At 57.1% G+C, this 17,870-nt stretch carries 12 protein-coding genes; 8 read left to right on the top strand and 4 right to left on the bottom strand.

Annotated elements, in window-relative coordinates:
* Window positions 1–94 precede the first annotated feature (94 nt).
* On the top strand, window positions 95–3,580 hold the full coding sequence (locus HDF09_RS19230; protein WP_311720038.1) for a TonB-dependent receptor domain-containing protein: 3,486 nt from the start codon (window positions 95–97) through the stop codon (window positions 3,578–3,580).
* Between the two features lie 10 nt (window positions 3,581–3,590).
* Here HDF09_RS19230 and HDF09_RS19225 read toward each other — a convergent pair whose 3' ends face one another.
* Entirely contained in the window at window positions 3,591–3,884 is a 294-nt protein-coding gene (locus HDF09_RS19225) for a hypothetical protein (protein ID WP_183769085.1), read from the bottom strand.
* Window positions 3,885–4,110: 226 nt separating this feature from the next.
* Entirely contained in the window at window positions 4,111–4,503 is a 393-nt protein-coding gene (locus HDF09_RS19220; RefSeq protein ID WP_183769084.1) for a response regulator, read from the bottom strand.
* A gap of 948 nt (window positions 4,504–5,451) precedes the next feature.
* On the opposite strand from HDF09_RS19220, the gene HDF09_RS19215 reads away from it, so the two are divergent.
* The 5 genes from HDF09_RS19215 (at window position 5,452) to HDF09_RS19195 (ending at window position 11,247) form a co-directional block, all read left to right on the top strand.
* On the top strand, window positions 5,452–6,435 hold the full coding sequence (locus HDF09_RS19215) for a tetratricopeptide repeat protein (RefSeq protein WP_183769083.1): 984 nt from the start codon (window positions 5,452–5,454) through the stop codon (window positions 6,433–6,435).
* A 220-nt stretch (window positions 6,436–6,655) separates the two neighbouring features.
* Window positions 6,656–7,810, top strand: coding sequence for an HlyD family secretion protein (locus HDF09_RS19210; protein WP_183769082.1), 1,155 nt, complete (start codon window positions 6,656–6,658; stop codon window positions 7,808–7,810).
* 8 nt (window positions 7,811–7,818) lie between these two features.
* Window positions 7,819–8,586 carry an MFS transporter gene (locus HDF09_RS19205; RefSeq protein ID WP_183769081.1) on the top strand — a complete coding sequence of 256 codons (768 nt, stop codon included), beginning with the start codon at window positions 7,819–7,821 and terminating at the stop codon, window positions 8,584–8,586.
* Window positions 8,587–8,676: 90 nt separating this feature from the next.
* Entirely contained in the window at window positions 8,677–10,053 is a 1,377-nt protein-coding gene (locus HDF09_RS19200; protein ID WP_260181824.1) for a TolC family protein, read from the top strand.
* Between the two features lie 561 nt (window positions 10,054–10,614).
* The gene (locus HDF09_RS19195; protein ID WP_183769164.1) at window positions 10,615–11,247 is read left to right on the top strand and encodes an RNA polymerase sigma factor; all 633 of its coding nucleotides are present in this window, start codon (window positions 10,615–10,617) and stop codon (window positions 11,245–11,247) included.
* Window positions 11,248–11,591: 344 nt separating this feature from the next.
* Here HDF09_RS19195 and HDF09_RS19190 read toward each other — a convergent pair whose 3' ends face one another.
* Window positions 11,592–13,724: a DUF7948 domain-containing protein gene (locus tag HDF09_RS19190; protein WP_183769079.1), complete on the bottom strand. Its 2,133-nt coding sequence runs from the start codon at window positions 13,722–13,724 to the stop codon at window positions 11,592–11,594.
* Window positions 13,725–13,917: 193 nt separating this feature from the next.
* Window positions 13,918–14,907 (bottom strand): TolB family protein, encoded by a 990-nt coding sequence (locus HDF09_RS19185; protein ID WP_183769078.1) that lies wholly within the window; start codon window positions 14,905–14,907, stop codon window positions 13,918–13,920.
* Window positions 14,908–15,097: 190 nt separating this feature from the next.
* Between HDF09_RS19185 and HDF09_RS19180 the strand changes: the two genes are divergently transcribed.
* Both HDF09_RS19180 and HDF09_RS19175 read left to right on the top strand, forming a co-directional pair.
* Window positions 15,098–15,784 carry a DUF305 domain-containing protein gene (locus tag HDF09_RS19180; RefSeq protein WP_183769077.1) on the top strand — a complete coding sequence of 229 codons (687 nt, stop codon included), beginning with the start codon at window positions 15,098–15,100 and terminating at the stop codon, window positions 15,782–15,784.
* Window positions 15,781–17,790, top strand: coding sequence for an LVIVD repeat-containing protein (locus tag HDF09_RS19175; protein WP_183769076.1), 2,010 nt, complete (start codon window positions 15,781–15,783; stop codon window positions 17,788–17,790). The genes HDF09_RS19180 and HDF09_RS19175 overlap by 4 nt, the downstream gene beginning before the upstream one ends.
* Window positions 17,791–17,870 lie beyond the last annotated feature (80 nt).

Here is a 17,870-nt window from a genome sequence, read left to right as displayed (position 1 = left end):
ATCCCCCGTTCATACCTCTTTGATCGGAGGTTAATCGCCAGCCCTGTAGCTTAGGGATATGCGAAAAAAAAGATTTTCTTCTGTATCCAACCTTGTGGCGGCCATACTATTCTTCTTCCTGTGCTCCCATCTGCAAGCTCAGTACGAGAACGGCAGCCTCGTCGGAACAATCCATGACTCCAGTGGCGCCACTCTTTCCGGTGCATCCATAACCATCACCAACAACGCCACAGGAATCACCGCCAAGGCGACCTCCAACACCTCAGGCGACTACGAAGTCCCCTCCCTCCGCGTCGGCGTCTACACCATCTCTGCAAAATCTTCCGGCTTCTCGGACGCGGTAGCAAATAACATCACCATCTCCGTTGGCGTCCGAGAGCGCATCGACCTCTCGCTCCAGGTAGGCTCCACTCAGACCACCGTCGAAGTCAGCGACGTCGCCCTCCAAATCGAAACCGAGACCAGCCAGCGCGGCCAGACCATCACCCAGTATCAGAGCGCCGCCTTCCCGCTCGTCAGCCGCAACTACTCTGACCTCCTCGGCCTAGTCACCGGCTCCCGCCAGGCTCCCACCGCCGCCACCACCAGCTCCATCAGCTCGCTCGTCCGCGCCGGAGCCTACAACATCAACGGCCAGCGCAGCATGTTCAACAACTTCCTCCTCGACGGTATGGACAACAACGCCTACGGCGAGAGCAACCAGGGCTTCGACAACCAGATCATCGCCATCCCACCCGACTCCGTCGCCCAGTTCCAGATCGTCACCAACAACGAGAGCGCAGAGTACGGTCGCTCCTCCGGCGCCACCATCAACGTCGCATCAGCCAGTGGAACCAACCGCTTCCACGCCACCGTCTACGAGTTCATCCGCAACACCGACCTCAACGCCGCCGGCTACTTCAAGCCCACCCTCGTCGGCACCAGCGGAAACGTCGTTCCCTTCAAGAAGCCGACCTTCAACCGCAACCAGTTCGGCGTCAACTTTGGCGGACCCATCCTCAAAGACAAGCTCTTCTACTTCGTCGACTATGAAGGCTTCCGCCAGGTCCTCAAGCCGCTCAGCGTCAACACCGTCCCCACCACCAACGAACTCAACGGCAAGCTCGTCGTCGACGTGCAGAATCCCATCACGGGCGTCGTCTACCCCAAAGGCACCGTCATCCCCGCCGCTGCCATCAACCCGGTCTCTCAACAGATCATCGGCTTCTTCAAGCAGATTCCCACCCAGGGCACAGGCCTCTCAACCAGCGGCCTCGCACAAGACAACTACGCCACCCAGGTCCCCTTCACCGACAACTCCGATAAGGGCGACCTCCGTCTCGACTACCAACAAAACCCCAACAGCTCCTGGTTTCTCCGCGTCTCCGATCGCAAAGAGACCGGCGTCAACCATCCCGTCTTCCCGCTCCCCCTCGACGGCCAGACCAACGGCACCATCCGCGTCCTCGACCAGCAGATAGCCCTCGGCTACACCCACCTCATCGGCGCCAACAAGGTCGTCGATGCGCGACTCGGCCTCTCCCGCACCAAAGCCGGCAAGTACTCGCTCTCCATCGGTGACAACGCCATCTCCATCCCCGGTCTGCCCTCCGACCCCACCGTCGCCGGCGGCCTTCCCTCAACCAGCATCAACGGCGGCTTTACCTCCTTTGGCCGGCAGAGCACCAACCCCCAGTGGCAGAATCCCGCGCTGATCGATCCAAAGGTCAACTTCACCTGGATCAAGGGCCACCACTTCCTCAAGTTCGGCTACGAGTACGAGCACATCTGGATGGCCGTGAACGATAACAATCCCCTCTACGGCTCCTTCAGTTACTCCGGCGGCTTCAGCCTCTGCCCAAGCTCCACCGTCAACGGAATCAAAGTCCCCACCAATCCGAACGGTCAATCCTGCGCGGACATCAAAGGCGCAGTCGCCGACAACTACTGGGCCGACTTCCTCTTCGGCACCACCAACAACTACTCTCTCGCCAACCTCTTCGTCGCCCACCTCCGCCAGACCCTGCAAAGCGTCTACGCCCAGGACGACTGGAAGGTCGATCCCAAACTCACCCTCAACCTCGGCCTCCGCTGGGAGTACGGCTCGCCCTACTCCGAGCAGCACAACTACATCTCCAACTTCGACCCCATCACCCAGACCGTCCTTACCATCACCCCAGGCGCGGTCGCCGGCAACGGCATCACCCCGGTATCCCCTGGCGGAACTTACGGCAAGACTCTCGTCAACCCCGACCTGAACGACTTCGCTCCCCGCCTCGGCTTTGCCTACGCTGCCACTCCACGTACCTCCATTCGCGGCGGCTACGGCACCAGCTACGTCCACTACACCCGCGCTGGCTCCGGCGACATCCTCGCCATCAACGCCCCGCAGGCGCAGTTCGTCTCCGTCACCCAGAAGACACCAAGCACCGCCAACCACTGCCCTGTAGGCGGAGCCTCTGCAAGCTGCTACGTCACCACCGACCAGGGCTTCCCCACCGGCATCGCCACCACCTTCAACCCGGCGACCGACAACATCACCTACGTCCCCAAGAACACCCGCGACAGCTACGTCCAGAGCTACTTCCTCAGCGTACAGCAGGAACTCGCCAAGAACACGCTCCTCGACATCGCCTACGTCGGCAATCACGGCAGCAAGCTCCAGGGCTTCCTCAACGCCAACCAGAAGAACCCCGCCAATAACTTCGCCCGTCCCTACGCCAACTGGCCCAGCGACATCACCGCAGCCCTCAACGAGTTCTACTCCCACTACGACGCCCTTCAGGTTCGTTACGAGCAGCGCTTCGTCGCCGGCCTCACCCTCCTCAACTCCTTCACCTGGTCGCACTCGCTCGACAACGCCAGCGCCTCCCTCGAAGGCAACAGCCCCTCGCCGCAAGACGCCAACAACATCTCCGCCGACTACGGACAGTCGGACTACAACCTGCCCATCAGCAACGTCACCAGCCTCGTCTACGACCTTCCCTTCGGACACGGTCGCCACTTCATGAACACCGCCAACGGCTTCACCGACACCGTCCTCGGCGGCTGGCAGATCAGCGCCATCAACACCATGCAGGCCGGTACCGCTTACAACATCGGCTACTCCCCCAACTCCGCCAACGCCGTCTCCCCGCAGATCGCCGCAACCTATCGCGGCGCCAACGAGTACCGCCCCAACGTCGTAGCCGGTCAGCCAGCCATCAAAAAAACCAAGCTGAGCAACGGCTTCATCCAGTACATCAACCTCGCCGCCTACACCCTTCCCGAGACCAAGGACGGAAGCGGAAATCTGGTGAGCCCCTTCGGCAACGCCTCCAGAAACCCAGGCCGTTCGCCGGCCTTCTACCAGACCGACGTAGCCCTCAACAAAACCTTCAACACTCCCCTCGAGAGCCTGCGAGTGCAGTTCCGCGCAGAGTCCTACAACCTCTTCAACCACACCAACTTCTACATCCCCGGCAGCGGTCTTAGCGGCACTCTGAGCACCGCAGCCACAAGCACCGCCCCGGCAAGCCTCAACAACCCAACCAGCGGCGGCCAGATCACCAGCACCTTCGAGCCGCGCATCTTCCAGTTCGGCCTCAAGATCCTCTACTAACCGCAAGCTGCTACACAAAGCCCTGCGCTAGCCAGCGCAGGGCTTTTGCTGTCATCAACCTCCGGCGTGTTGTGGAGTGGAGCCCATAGAGAACGCTGGAGCGATCAGTGAACTCTGGGAACCATGTATCGAGCGCATCAACTCGAATCGCGAAGTGCCGCTCCCTCCGATCAGGATCACCTGCATCCTTCACCATGAAAGTGATATATCCATCGTGGCGATGAAGCGTTCTTATCGGGTGAGTTGTGGTCCAGCTGAACTTCGCGAGGATCTCGGTACCGATACTTCTTGCGATGGCGGTCATGTCTTTAGGCCACCTTTTCGGTGTACTTATCGGTACACTGGTTTATCCATTCGGTAGCGGCCTCGTGAGTGATTCGAAGATTCTTCCCAACACGGGTCAAGTCAGGGGCCAAACCCTGGGCCCAGGAGATCTTCAACTCCAGATAAGTCCCGCAAAAGTTGGGACCTATTGTCTTTTGTTAAGCCACGGATGTATGTCGCGATTTCCTCGGAAGGTTACGCGGAATTCAATATGTTAGTCGTTGATAGAAATAGTTAGTGGCCGACTCGACCGCTTTTCGCAAATTCGCTTCTGTGAATGGTGCGACAAGAACGTCGAATCCTCCAGCCTCAAGAACACCCGACCACATAGGGAAGTCGCTGCTCAGTGTGTACACGAGAATCGACGGCTGCGGCTCCATAGTAGAAAGTAATCCCCATAAGTTCCACCACTCATGAGTCGGTAAGCTAGCCGGTATGAGCGCAACAGCGTAGATCTTTTGTCGTGTGTGTTGCGCGAAGTCATCGGCGTTGTCGCAAATTGTCAGGACTCCTACAACGGCGTTCACCAAATGCCGCATATTTCGCTGCATATCGGAAGGTATGAGTGCCAGAACATCTCCAATGGAGTTCTCGGTCATCGGCGCACCTCCGCTGGAATCGAAACATACAATATTCCCTCGGACTTTCCGACGGAAGTGAGCTAACGGTGAGCGCGAGGGGCAAATCAAGGTCAGGTTCGTCTCTCGTCTTAGAATGGGATTAGCCAGCGGACACGTTTTGCTATGACAAATACCTCGACCCACCGACGAATGGATACAGTTCCCACAGATGCCGCGTTGAACGCATTATCACTAGTGCTCGCCAGCGAGATCTTTGCGCGTTCCAGTCGCCTCTCCCAGTTTCTCAGATTTGTGGTGGAGCAAACGCTGAACGGCCACGAAGGCAGCCTCAAGGAATACACCATTGGAACCGAGGCCTATGGGCGAAAGGCTGACTTCGATCCGGGCCAGGACACGATCGTAAGGACGGAGGCGCGGCGACTCAGAAGCAAATTGAAGGAATATTACGAGACTGAGGGAAAATCCGACGATGTAGTGATTTTTATGCGGACCGGAAGCTATGTTCCCGTCATCCGGTGGAGGGCGAGCCTGGATGGCCGGTCTCAGATATCAACACGAACACAGGATGAACTCTGGGTCGAGGGTGATGGAGTGCGGATCGCTCTTACAGCCTTTCAGGCGCATGCGAACGATCCCATCGCTTCGGCATGTGCGTTTGGAATTACCGACGATTTGCTACACAGATTAGTTCAGGTTCCTGGCCTTCGAGTCGTTTTGGAGACGGCGACCCGGTCGCGCCCGCAAGATTCTGATTCCCTTCAGGGCAACGGAGAACTGGAGGCACAGATCCTCCTCGATGGAACAGTTCGCAGCGAACACAATCGCCTCCGTGTTTCTGCGCGTGTCTCGACCGCCCAGGGTTTGTTGCTTTGGTCACAGAGGTTTGATGCGGCAACCGATGAAGACTCTCTGCTGAAGCTGCACGATGCAGTCGCCGCAGCCCTGCTAAGCCGCATCGCTCCCAGAGTGTCCATCGTCCGCCGTTATCTCGGAACGCCAACGCAAACGCTCTATCAATTCTACTCGGAAGCTCTTGCGGCAGAGTCTCTGCTCGAAGAGGGGACGGTTGTCACGATTTCAGATTCTCTTAAAAAGTTCGAGGATCTGGTGTTGGAAGCCCCGGAATATGGGCGGCTTCATTGTGGGGTTGCTCAGTGTTACATGGCTTTAGCGCAGAGAGGCGCACCCTCTTCAAAAGAATTTGTCTTACGAGCAGGGGAGGCTTGCAAGCGTGCCCTTGCGATAGATTCCGACGCCATTGATGCGCATTCAACACTGGGGTGCATTCTCGCTCAGGAGTGGAAGTGGGAGGCTGCTGAAGAGAGTTTTCGCAAAGCTTTATCGTTCGGAGACCAGCACGCAGCGCATCGTCAGTTCGGACAGTTCTTACTGATCCATTCGCGCTTCGATGAATCCTGGAAGCACCTTCAGATCGCGGAGGGGATGGACCCCTTCTCGGCCCGGCAGAAGTCTTCCATGGCTCGATTCTTTTATTACAGCCGCTGGCATCGAGAAGCGAAGGACTACTACGACAGAGTGATGCAATATGGTCCGTTGCCGATCGAAGCCACACTGATTCGCGCGTTCACTGAGATACAGATGGGTGAGTTGAAGAACGCGGTGGCACTGGCACAGGGGCTTCGCCGCAGGGTGGGAACCGTGCAGCTCTACTTAGCCACAATCGCGGAGATCTTTGCACTTTCGAATGAGGTAGATCAAGCGCGTTCGCTTACCGCGAGCGCGGGCTTGCTGGCGGAACAGGCATCTCTGAGTTATTTTCGTAAGGCTTGCCTGGCTCTAGCGCTGAACGAACCTGCAAGGTCGATAGAGTTCCTGAGGGAATCGTTCAAACGAAAAGAGGCAGAGCTGCCCTGGATCGCTGCAGATCCGCGATTCGATAGAATCCGCGACGATGCTACCTATCTGTCTATCGTCCGCGCAGTTCTGTAGGAACCAGCCCCTCTATTTAGGCTTCCGCGAAGGCTCGATGCATGGTAAAGTCATGGCCTTGCTCACGGTGATCTAACCTCCCCCTCACTTCCGAGGGACTGTATCGTCTGCTTCAATCGAAATGGGTCTTCTCGAACAAAAATCCTATCTGATCGGTTCTTGGTTTGGAGGCTGTTCTTGCGAATGGCCCGCTTTAGAGATTTCCTGATGAGGTCCGGCTGTGAAGAAGTGGTCTATTGCGATTCCGATATTGGTGCTGGCTGTAGCCATCTTTCTCATCTTTGCCATCCGAGGTCATTGGGACTCATGGAAGAGCAATGCTGCCCTTCAAAAAACAAACGATGCCTACGTGACAGGCGATCAGATTCCTCTCAGCACACGAGTTAGTGGGACCGTGCAGCGAGTGGGGGTGCAGGACTATCAACTGGTCAAAGCTGGTCAGTCAATCGTTGAATTGGACAACTCGGATTATCAGGCGAGCGTCGATGAGGCGCAAGCTGCTATTAGCGCCGCACATGCCGAACTCACCGCAAACCAGGACGCAAAGCGCGCCGCCGACGCGAACATTGACGCCGCACAGGCGTCCGTTGAGCAGGCACAGGCTGCTGCGGATGCGGCGCAGGCGGGGATCGACGCCTCACAAGCTCAGGTCACACAGTCTGTCAGTGAATATCAGCGACAGGAGACATTGCTCGCAAGCCGGGCTGCAACCCGCCAGCAGTTCGAGCAGGTTCAGGAAGCCCGGGACGCTGCTCAAGCTGCCTTGCAAAGCCGTCGAGCCGATCTCGTGCGCACCAAGGCGGCAGTAGCAAGCAGCCGAGCCGCGCTCGCTGGGGCTCTTCAACAGAGAGCCGCTCTTAACGCAAAGGATGCGGGACTACAGGCTCAGATCGCAGCCAAGACGGCAGGCGTAACGATTGCACAAGTGAGTCTTGCTTACACAAAGATTACTGCGCCTGCCGACGGTCGAGTTGGTCGGCTACGGGTTCATCCGGGCCAGCTGGTGGGAGCGGGCGTTCAGGTCGTCGATTTCGTTCAAGACGGCGCATGGGTCGAGGCCAACTTCCTCGAGACGCAGCTTGCACACGTTCGTGTTGGCGATACCGCGGACATCAAGATAGACGCCTATCCTTCCCAAATCCTTCATGGCCATGTGAGCGAGATAGCACCTGCGAGTGGTTCCGCTACAGCACTCTTGCCGCCCGATAACGCTACCGGGAATTTCACCAAGGTCGTTCAGCGTGTCCCGGTCAAGATCCTTTTCGATGGGAAACCCTCAGGTGACATCCTCCGTCCGGGGCTGTCTGCGGAGGTCACGGTTCACACCGATCCGCAGGAAACAACAGAAGCGACTCCGTCGGCGACAGCCCACTAGTGGAAGACATGACGACAGATCCACAAACCGAATCTGTCCAACGCATCAGACCTATTTGTGGGATTCTGGGCGTGCTGCTGGGTGCCTCGCTGGCTACCTTTTTCGGAAGGCTTCTCAGCGTCGGTGCGCCCGATCTGCGGGGAGCACTGCGACTCGACTTCGACTCAGCTTCATGGATCGGCACTATTTACAACATGGGTCTGATGTTCATCGGCCCCTTCTCTGTCTACCTCGGCGGCCTGCTCGGGCCGAAGCGCGTCCTGTTTGTCTCCGCGACGATCTTCACCCTGTTGTGTATCGTGATGCCGTTTGCCGGGCATCTCCCCGTACTGTTGTTTTTGCTGGCTACAGCCGGGATGACAGCCGGAACATTTTATCCCCTCACACTGTCGTCCATTCTGCGCAATCTCCCCCAGAGCTATCTCCACTTGGGAATTGCCGCCTACGCGGCAGATATCGTCATCACAACCCATATGGCGCATTCCTACGAGGGGTGGCTGATGGGTGCCGTCTCGTGGCAGTGGATCTTCTGGACGACTGCGCTGCTCACACCCATCATGCATGCGCAGTCGGCGACTCAGGATATCGCTGCGGGCCGGGTGGCCGTACTGTTTGCGGGAAGCATTCGCCAGCAGGCTTTCACGCTGTCGATCATGGATGCCTTTACCCTCATTGCCTGTGTCGCAACCGCCTGCCTCTTGATCATCGCTTGTCTCCAAGGTCTGAAGGTTGGCTTCCGCCAAATCATTGCTACTTCGGCCAAATCTGCTTCATAGAAAAGTCTGCTTGAGAGGATTATTGGAATGGTGACAGAAAAGACATCTTTGCGTGGAGCAACATGCCGCATAGATAAGAGGCTACTGGTGATGATCTCCGTGGCGCCGGTTCTGCTCGTCTCGCTCATCTCGCCGCTATTGCTTCTTGCTCAGCAGTCTAATCCAGCTGCCGCTTCGGAGGATTTGTCCAACGCTGCCAGCGTGCACCTTACGCTCCCCAGCGCAGTCGAGATGGCGCTCGCGCACAACCGCCACATTGAGCTAGCCCATCTTGCGGTGAAAGATAGCGAAGCACAGAAGAGAGTAGCCGAGGCGCACTTTTATCCGACCATCAAAAACGAGTCGGCCGTTCTGCATATTACCGAACTTGAGGGAGTAAGAATTCCTGAGGGGTCTCTAGGAGAAACTCCTACAGGCGTCTTGCCGGCAAATACGTTAGTTATTGGGCAAGGTGGCGATACAAGTTACACAAGCGGGACGGGACTAGCCCAACCCATCACGCAAATCTTCAAAATCCGGGCAGGTGTGAAGGCAGCCGATGCAGATCTAAACTCGGCGCACATTCAGTCTGACGACTCGGAGAATGGCATCGCTCTCCTTGTCCACAAGCTTTACTACGGCATCCTTGTTGAGAAGTTACGCGGCGCGTCCGGAAAGGACGCCGTCGACGCCGCAACAGTAGTTGAGCAGGAGACAAAGCACGGCGTCGATGAAGGGAAGCTCCTTGCCGACGTAGAACTGATGAGCCGCACAGATTTGCTCGATAAGCAGCAAGCTCTCCTGGTCTCGCGCCTTAACCTCGACGACCTTACCCTGCAACTGGACGACGCACTCGGCTTGCCCCTTGGCACTCACCTTATCCTGGACCCGAACTCATTGGGCGATGACTCCGTTCTTCCCACGCGTGCAGAGGCAATTGCACTTGTGCTCAACAAGAGCCCTGAAATATTGTCGGCAAGACAGACGGTAGACAAGGCAAAGGCTGGCGTCGCCGCGGCGCGGGACGAATACATTCCCGACATAACTGGAGTAGCGCGCTACAGCTATCAGAGTGGCCTGCCTTTTCTGGTCCATAACTTTGGAACCTTCGGAGCTACCTTCACTTACAACCTGTTCGACGGCGGGGAACGCGAAGCTAAGCTTCAGGAAGCACGCATTAAGCTCACGATGGCCCAAACGCAATTGAAACAGACAGAGGCAGACGTCAGCATCGAGTTGTCGTCTGCTTACGACAAAGCAGAACAGCTTGAACAACTGGTAGGAGTGACAACCCAGTCTCTCGAGGCTCGCGAGGAAAGCTTCCGTATCCAGAGCGAACGGGCAAAGGTTGACGCTCAACTCGCCTCTGGAGTGGCAACAGCTCGTGCAGCGCTGACCTCTGCGCACATGAATGTACTGAACTCTCAGCTAAACCTGTCTCTCGCCCGGAACAGCATTCGGCGGCTATTGGGAACGCGGCCTGAATGACAGATAACTCGATCATGAGTCAGCGAGAACGGTGCGGCAGAGCGGAAGATACTCGAGACTTCGTGCTAGGCGCGTCTCCAGCGTTGCCTTTTGAAGTGAAGCAAAAGAGAGTGCGTCTCTATAGGTGCATCTCGAGCACTGTTTGTTGGATTGTTTTCATCATGATGTGATCTTCGCCCACGAACAAAAAGTCGTGCCCATGACTAACGTGCTGTCGAACTCACTCACGCCTCCTCAGACCGATGTTTCGAAAATCTTCAGCTCACCCTCACGGCTAGCTCACCTTTACTCACTTCCGTCATAGGAACTGCTCGAATTAGGTTGAAACCTGGCTGGGCTGAGAAAGAACTAATCGATCTTAACCAACAGGTCGATTATTTCTGAGAAAGCAGAGAACAATTCATATGCTGAGAACTGAACACTCCCCAGCACACACGAAGCGTTCTTTTCGTATCCGCCTAGTCTGCAAAACACCCATAAAGAAACGCTAATTCGCGACTCGCCCGACTGATAACTAGATGGAAACACCGGAGAGTAAAATTGTTTTTCGATAGCAATCGAATGAGCTTAGGCGGCTCCCCTGAGCAGGATCAAAGTCCAAAATGCTTACTTCACTATGCAAGCGATGAAAGTCTCGTCGCTGCTGCAAAGCAAGGGGTTCACGTCGCGTTCGCAGAAGTTTGTAACCGCCACTCGAGACGCGTCTTCACCACTGTCTATCGAATCACGAAGAATCGTGAAGACGCAGAAGATGCATGTCAAAACGCGACTCTTCAGGCCTTCGTTCATCTCAAAACGTTTGATGGAAGGTCGAAATTTTCTACATGGTTGACGCGAATAGCAATAAACTCTGCGCTCATGATCCTGCGGCAGAAACGTCGACGCAACGAGACCTCAATAGAGGCACACCTCGACGGCGACGCGCGGGTCCCTCTAGATATTCCGGATCCAGCAAAAGACGTTGAGCTGCACTACATCGAGCGCGATAGGGAAGTACGTTTGAGGACGGCTGTCAATCGTCTCCGTCCGGTACTCCGCGATGTGCTCGAGATTAGCCTATCCTCCGACGGGTCAATCGAGGAAATTGCGCAGAAAGTGGGAATTTCTGTGGCTGCCACAAAATCGCGCCTAATTCGCGGGAGACGAGCACTCGGAAGATATATCAACGAACGAGATGCCAGGCCAATGTCTTGAACTAGGCTCTTCACAAATTTTCTTTTTCTGGCATAGGTAAGGTTTCGGGGCAGGAAAGGGGGCCACCTCCTCCACCGTCATTCCGCCGGGTGGGGGAGAGACAGCCGGAAGAAGGAACTTTGTTGGCAGTTATTTTTTTTGACGTGGTGTTTCCTCGTTTTTGCAGGGGTTTGGCAAAAAACGGGTGCCAAAACGTGGTGTTTCGGTGGTGAATTTGTGGTGTTATGCGTGGTAAACGTGGTGTTTAAGCAGCCAGTTTTCCGGACTTGAAAAATGCGCCATGGGTTGTGGATTTATTTGAGGGTTTCCCGTTTTGGGATTTATTTCGTTGGAAGTTTAGGCAGCTAAGGAGCGTTCACAATCACGGGAGTCTCATCCAACTTGACCACAAACGCATCCTCGTTCGAGAGGCCCATCCCGCCGGTAAACCGGGTGCCTGCCGTGTAAATTGTCGGATACGTGGGGAGCTCGACAATTCGTTCTTTGGGCTTGATCACCGCCACTCCATTAATTTGTGCCCCGAGGAAGACCGTGTAGAGAGGGCCATTTCCATCTTTATCGAGTTTCACCAGAAAGCCTGCGGTGGGGTTCGGTGTAATGGGGGGAGCGCCAGGAAACGTGGTTGAGGATGTGTTGCCGACGACCCAGGTCTCTCCCCCTGCATCCGTTGCTATCGCCTGGCCGTCGGAGCTGCCATCGGTCCCTGAGAGATATTTGAGGTAGAGAAGCTTTCCTTCAGGAGAGGTCTTTGAGACGAAGGCAAAATCTGCAGCCGACTCCGAACACGGTGAGCAAAAGGTTCCGGCTACGTAGGCGTTCCCGGCAGGATCCAGTGACACGCCAGTACCGATGGTTGTTTCCAGGCTGAGGGATGTCGAGTATAGGAGCGAGTCGCCCGCCGGGCTTAGCTTGGTAAGAAATGCCGAAGGCGATCCTCCAAACATGGTCGACTGGTAACCGGCGTAGGGAAAGTCATGCGAGACGGATTCGCCTGTCACATAAGCTGAAAGCGAGCTGTCGACTGCGATGGCGGATATGGAATCGACGTCTGACCCGCCCAGATAAGTGGAGTACATGAGCGATGCGCCGTTGGGTGCGATCTTAGAGACAAAGCCGCTGACGGCGCCGCCGGGGTAGTATTCATAGCCGTTCACAACTGGAAAGTCCGTCGACGTCGTGAATCCCGCCACATAGGCCGATTGAGACGCATCAATGGCGATCGCTCCGCCGTTCTCGCCGTTGGAGCCGCCGAGGTAGGTCGAGTAAACGAGCCGGTTGCCCGACGGCGATAGCTTGGTAACAAAGACGGTAGCGTCACCCTTTTTTTCAAATTGGAAGGGCTGCCTGAGAGGAAAGTCATCCGAGCGGGTTTGGCCGCCGACGTAAACACCACTGGCATCGACTGCGATCCCGTTCCCTGCGTCGTTGTCGCCGCCGCCCAGATAGGTCGAAAAGAGGATGTTGCCGTGTGTGCCCAATTTTGTTACAAATGCGTCTGAGTCGCCGGACCTGCTGCCCTGGATGATGCCTCCAACGACGTTGAAATTACCGGAATAAGTCTGTCCAGTAACATAGGTGTCGCCTAAGCCATCGACAGCCACTGCACTCGCGGTATCGGTGTCGGACCCTCCGAGGAATGTGACAAAGGAGATTGTCGGGTCGATCACAAGTGGTTGCTTCGGATCATATTTTTCGACGGTGAATCCTGCAGTATCCCCCTTCAGAATCCGAAATCCCCCCTTGACGGGTACTCTCTTCCCACCGACCTCCTGATAGATCTTGGGCTGGGCATGACGAAGCTCAGTCTTGTTCGCCATAGCGAGCACAAGGTCGCCGTTACCTTTGTCCACCTCGAGAGTTGCTGCGCCTTCGAACTGGAGTTGAATCTGTCTCGGATCGGCCCCGGGCGCGAGAACAAAATCGTATTCCAGTACGCTCTCATCGCCATGGAAGATGAGATCAACGCCTTTATAAACACTCGGAACTTTGACCTGTTCGTACTGAGGGATATCAGTGTGCCAACCTGCCGGCATCTTTCCGATGAAATAGTTGCTGATCCCGCCAGTTGGCTTCGTCCCCATCGGCTTCCAGCCGCTGCTGCCCGAGAGGTGCAGTTTCACAAGGGTGCTTTGTGCGCTTTTTGGTTTTGTCTGGAGCTTCCTTAGTTGAGACGCACTCGGAAAGAGCGGTCTTGCAGGCTTCGCGGCTGCATGCTCCCCAAACTCAAGTGTGGCGCCATCGGAAGTTATTCCGAGCCTGAATCCGGCACCACGGCCTATCCATTGGAAGTCCGAAGCCGCTTGGCCGCGATTGGGCTCGAAGACGAGAGCGGTCTTCGCGGAGGAGAGCTGGACCTCGACTCCTTTCGGAGTCTGAGTCGTTGGCTGGATATTCGGACGGGTCTGAGTTTGAACAGCAGGTGCGACAACCAAGAGTGTCGCAGTTACAGCGAGCGGGAGAAGCGAGATGTGGGCCATGGCCATTAATCTCCTGTGTGAAGAATTGGGGCCCCAATGAGACAGTCGTTTCACTGTCTCCCACTTCTTTTCGCGCTGTGTTTTCCGATTCTGCTCGCTTCCCGCATCCCCGTCAATTCGAGACCCAGATTTACCGATACATTCCACATTCCGAGGATCTATCGACCGGGAGTGCGATCCTCTGAGCGCGAAGTTATTGTAAAACCTCATAGGTGACGTAGGCGAAGCGGGTGGAGTCGGGGGACCAGGAGTTGACGTTCATTGTTCCCTGGCCGCCGGTGGCCTGGAGGAGTTTCTTTTGGGTGGCCGACACTTTGCCATGGTCGATTGCTACCAGCTTTAGTTCGATGGAGACGTTGCGCGGGTTGTGATTGGGAGTGCCGGCGGGGTAGCCGATGTACACCATCTTTTTGCCGTCGGGCGAGATGTGGGGGAACCAGTCTTCCAGTCCGTCGTTGACGACCATCTCAGCCTTCTCGTCGTTGTGGCCTGCGCCTTCGGCAGGGAAGCGCCAGACGGCCTCTTTGCCGGAGCGGTCGGAGTTGATGTAGATCCACTTGCCGTCCGGAGAGTAATCGGGGCCGTCGTCGTGGTGGGGGTTGGAGGTGAGTTGCTTCTCGGGTCCACCGGCGGCGGGCATGCCGTAGATGTCGAATTGGCCGCTGCCGTTGCGCTGGGCCACGAAGGCGAGTGTGCTGCTGTCGGGCGACCAGCCGTGGAAGTAGCTGGGGGAGTCGGGCGTCATCAGCTTTGCGTTGCTGCCGTCGGCGTCGGCGAGAAAGACCTGTGAGCCTTTTTGTGGCGGGACGGTGGCTGAGAAGGCGAGCTTTGTGCCGTCGGGCGAGATGGCCTTGTCGTTGTTGCATTCATAGTCGGCGGGGATGGCCAGCTTTGCCGGCTCGGCTGTGCCGTCCTGCTTGAGGACGAGCTTGTAGATGGCACCGCCGGAGTTGGCGATGAGGTATTTGCCGTCGGGGGACCAGTTCGGCGCCTCCCAGATGGAGCCGGCCGTGTAGACCAGGTGCGAGGAGCCGGTGCGCAGGTCGTAGAGGAAGAGACGGCTGCGCAGATGCTGCTCTGCTGCGTGCGACGGAGTGGGCTGCGCGTGAGCCGGCGTTAGAAGAGAGGCTGCGACTACGGTGAGATTACAGAAGAAGCGCGTTTGGATCGAGAGAACCTTCATGGGTGTGACACTCCTCTTTGCTGTTAGACGTTCTTGACCCGGCAGGTACACGCTCTCCACGGCGCTCTGGAGATTGGCTTTCTCTCTTGCGACTCGCAGCCGCCATGATACCGTGGGAGAACGAAATATGCCCGGCGCGATGGGAAGATTGAACTTCGACTCTATTGGTCGCAGCCGCAGACCGCGGACTATGGCGACCAGATTTGTGGCGTTCGGTGGATGGCTTTCGGCTGTGGCGCTTTGTAGTGTGCCATCTGCTCCGGTTCATGCTCAGCAGGCACAGCCGAGTTCGGCTCCGGTGGTGCAGCCGGGCGCGCCGGGAACTCCGAGCAGGCGGCTGCCGTCCTCTACCACCGCGACGGCTCCGCAAAGATCGCAGGCTGATGTCGAGTTCATGCAGGGCATGATCATGCACCACGGGCAAGCGGTCGAGATGACGGCGCTGATTCCGTCGCATACGGAGAACAAAGAGATCCGTTCGCTGGGGGCGCGCATCGGCCTTTCGCAGGCGGATGAGATGAAGTTCATGAAGCGGTGGCTGAGGGCGCGCGGGGAGCCTGTGGCTATGACTATGTCGGCGGCCATGCCGGGGATGCCGGATATGGACAGAAGCGGCAGTCCGATGCCGGCCATGCCGGGGATGCTGACGTCGAAGCAGATGGAGGCGCTGCGACAGGCCAGTGGAGCGGAGTTCGACCGGCTGTTTTTGACGGGAATGATTCAGCATCACAACGGCGCGCTGGTGATGGTCAAGCAGTTGTTCGATACGCCCGGTGCGGGGCAGGATGCGGAGCTGTTCGACTTCGCCACGGACGCAGACAACACGCAACGCGCCGAGATTGGAATTATGCAGGATATGTTGAAGGAGAAACGATGAATCGTATGCAGTCTCTCGCTTTCCGTTTGGCCGGTGTGGCCTTTGGCGCGGCTATGGTGTGTTCCAGTTGGGTAGCTTTGCGGGCGCAGGCTCCGGCTGCTCCGGCTGCGAAGGCCGCTGCTGAGGAAGAAGACAATCCGTTCACGCCGAAACCGGCTGTACCGCTGCCGCCGGGTATGACGGGGTCGACGATGAACGATCCGCGCGTGGGGTTGAAGCCGGGACTCTATGACGCGGGTGAGACTGCGATGGGGATGGAGCACCTCGCGTTTGTGAAGAAGCCTAATGCGTTTCAACTATCGTCTACGAATCCGGACGATCCTGCGGTTCAGAAGAGCCTGGACCTGATAGGGGTGGGTAACAGGGATAAGATCCCGAAGCCCATGCAGCTGGTGATTGCGCAGCTTGCCTTCGCAAACTCCGACTTTGCGTTTCAGGGAACGCATCTGTTCCAGGGCAACTTCTATGGCGTGAGCTTCTATGACATCTCGAACCCGGCGAAGGTTTCGCTGATTACCACGCTGGTGTGTCCGGGCGGGCAGGGAGATGTTTCTGTGTATGGGAACCTGCTGTTCATGTCGGTGGAGATGCCGAATGGACGACTGGACTGCGGAGTGCAGGGATTTCCGCCGCTGCCCCCGCCGGAGCCGGGGCATGAGAAGGACCACCGGATTCCGACGGCGAGCCCTGATCGTTTTCGCGGTGTGAGAGTCTTCGATATCTCGGACATCAAGAATCCGAAGCAGGTGGCGGCGGTACAGACCTGCCGCGGGTCGCACACGCATACGCTGGTCGTGGATCCGAACGATAAGGACAACGTCTACATCTATGTTTCGGGAACGTCGTTTGTGCGGCAGAGTGAGGAACTCGCGGGCTGCTCGCGGGAGGAGAAGCCGGAGAAGGACCCGAATACTTCGCTGTTCCGGATCGACGTGATCAAGGTGCCGCTTGCCGCACCGCAGCAGGCTAAGGTGGTTTCGAGTCCGCGAGTCTTTATCGATGCGCGCACGGGCGCTTTGAACGGCTTGAACAATGGTGGCAGCCACGACAAGAAGGCGGAGAAGCCTGCGGACACCAACCAGTGCCATGACATCACGGTGTATTCGGCTTTCGGACTCGCGGCTGGGGCATGTTCGGGGAATGGCATTCTGCTCGACATCAGAGACCCTGTGCATCCGAAGCGCGTGGATGCAGTGAACGATCCGAACTACTCGTACTGGCACTCGGCGTCTTTCTCGAACGACGGAACGAAAGTGGTGTTCACCGATGAGTGGGGAGGAGGTCTGCAGCCACGCTGCCGTCCGACGGATCCGAACAGGTGGGGAGCGGATGCGATCTTCAACTTGAAGGACGACAAGCTGTCGTTCGCAAGCTACTACAAGATGCCGGCCGCACAGACGGAGACGGAAAACTGCGTCGCTCACAACGGCTCACTCATACCGGTGCCCGGGCGTGATATCGAGGTCCAGGCGTGGTATCAGGGCGGTATTTCGGTGATGGACTTTACGGACGCGGCGCATCCGTACGAGATCGCTTACTTCGATCGCGGGCCCGTCGATGCCAAGGCGTTGGTCCTGGGGGGAGACTGGTCTGCGTACTGGTACAACGGCTACATTTATGGATCGGAGATTGCGCGCGGCCTCGATGTGTTCAAGCTGGTGCCAAGCAAATTTCTGACACAGAATGAGATTGATGCGGCCAGTCTTGTGAAGGTCAGCGAGTTGAACGTGCAGAACCAGCAGAAGGTTGCGTGGCCGTCTCAACTGACAGTGGCGCGAGCATATCTCGATCAGCTGGGGCGCTCGCAGGCACTGTCGTCAGCGCGGATTGCTGATTTGAATAAGGCGATTGTGCGGACGCAGAGGTCGCACCTTGGCAAGAAGGATCTGGCAAAGTTGCATGGGATGGCGGCGTCTGTGGAAACGAGCGCATCGGACGCAAAGAATCCGGAGGACGCCAGGCGGCTGCATGCGCTGGCTCAGATACTGGAGAGCCCGACGGCCTGAGCTCAGCGACTTGACGCTCCTCAATGATGGGTCTGGTCTCGCTTGCCAGGCTCATCACTGTTTCTTATTGCGGATCACTC

This window comes from Edaphobacter lichenicola (assembly GCF_014201315.1).
Taxonomy (GTDB): domain Bacteria; phylum Acidobacteriota; class Terriglobia; order Terriglobales; family Acidobacteriaceae; genus Edaphobacter; species Edaphobacter lichenicola_B.
The sequence above is the reverse complement of the archived record's forward strand: the minus strand, read 5'-3'. Positions and strand labels throughout refer to the sequence as shown.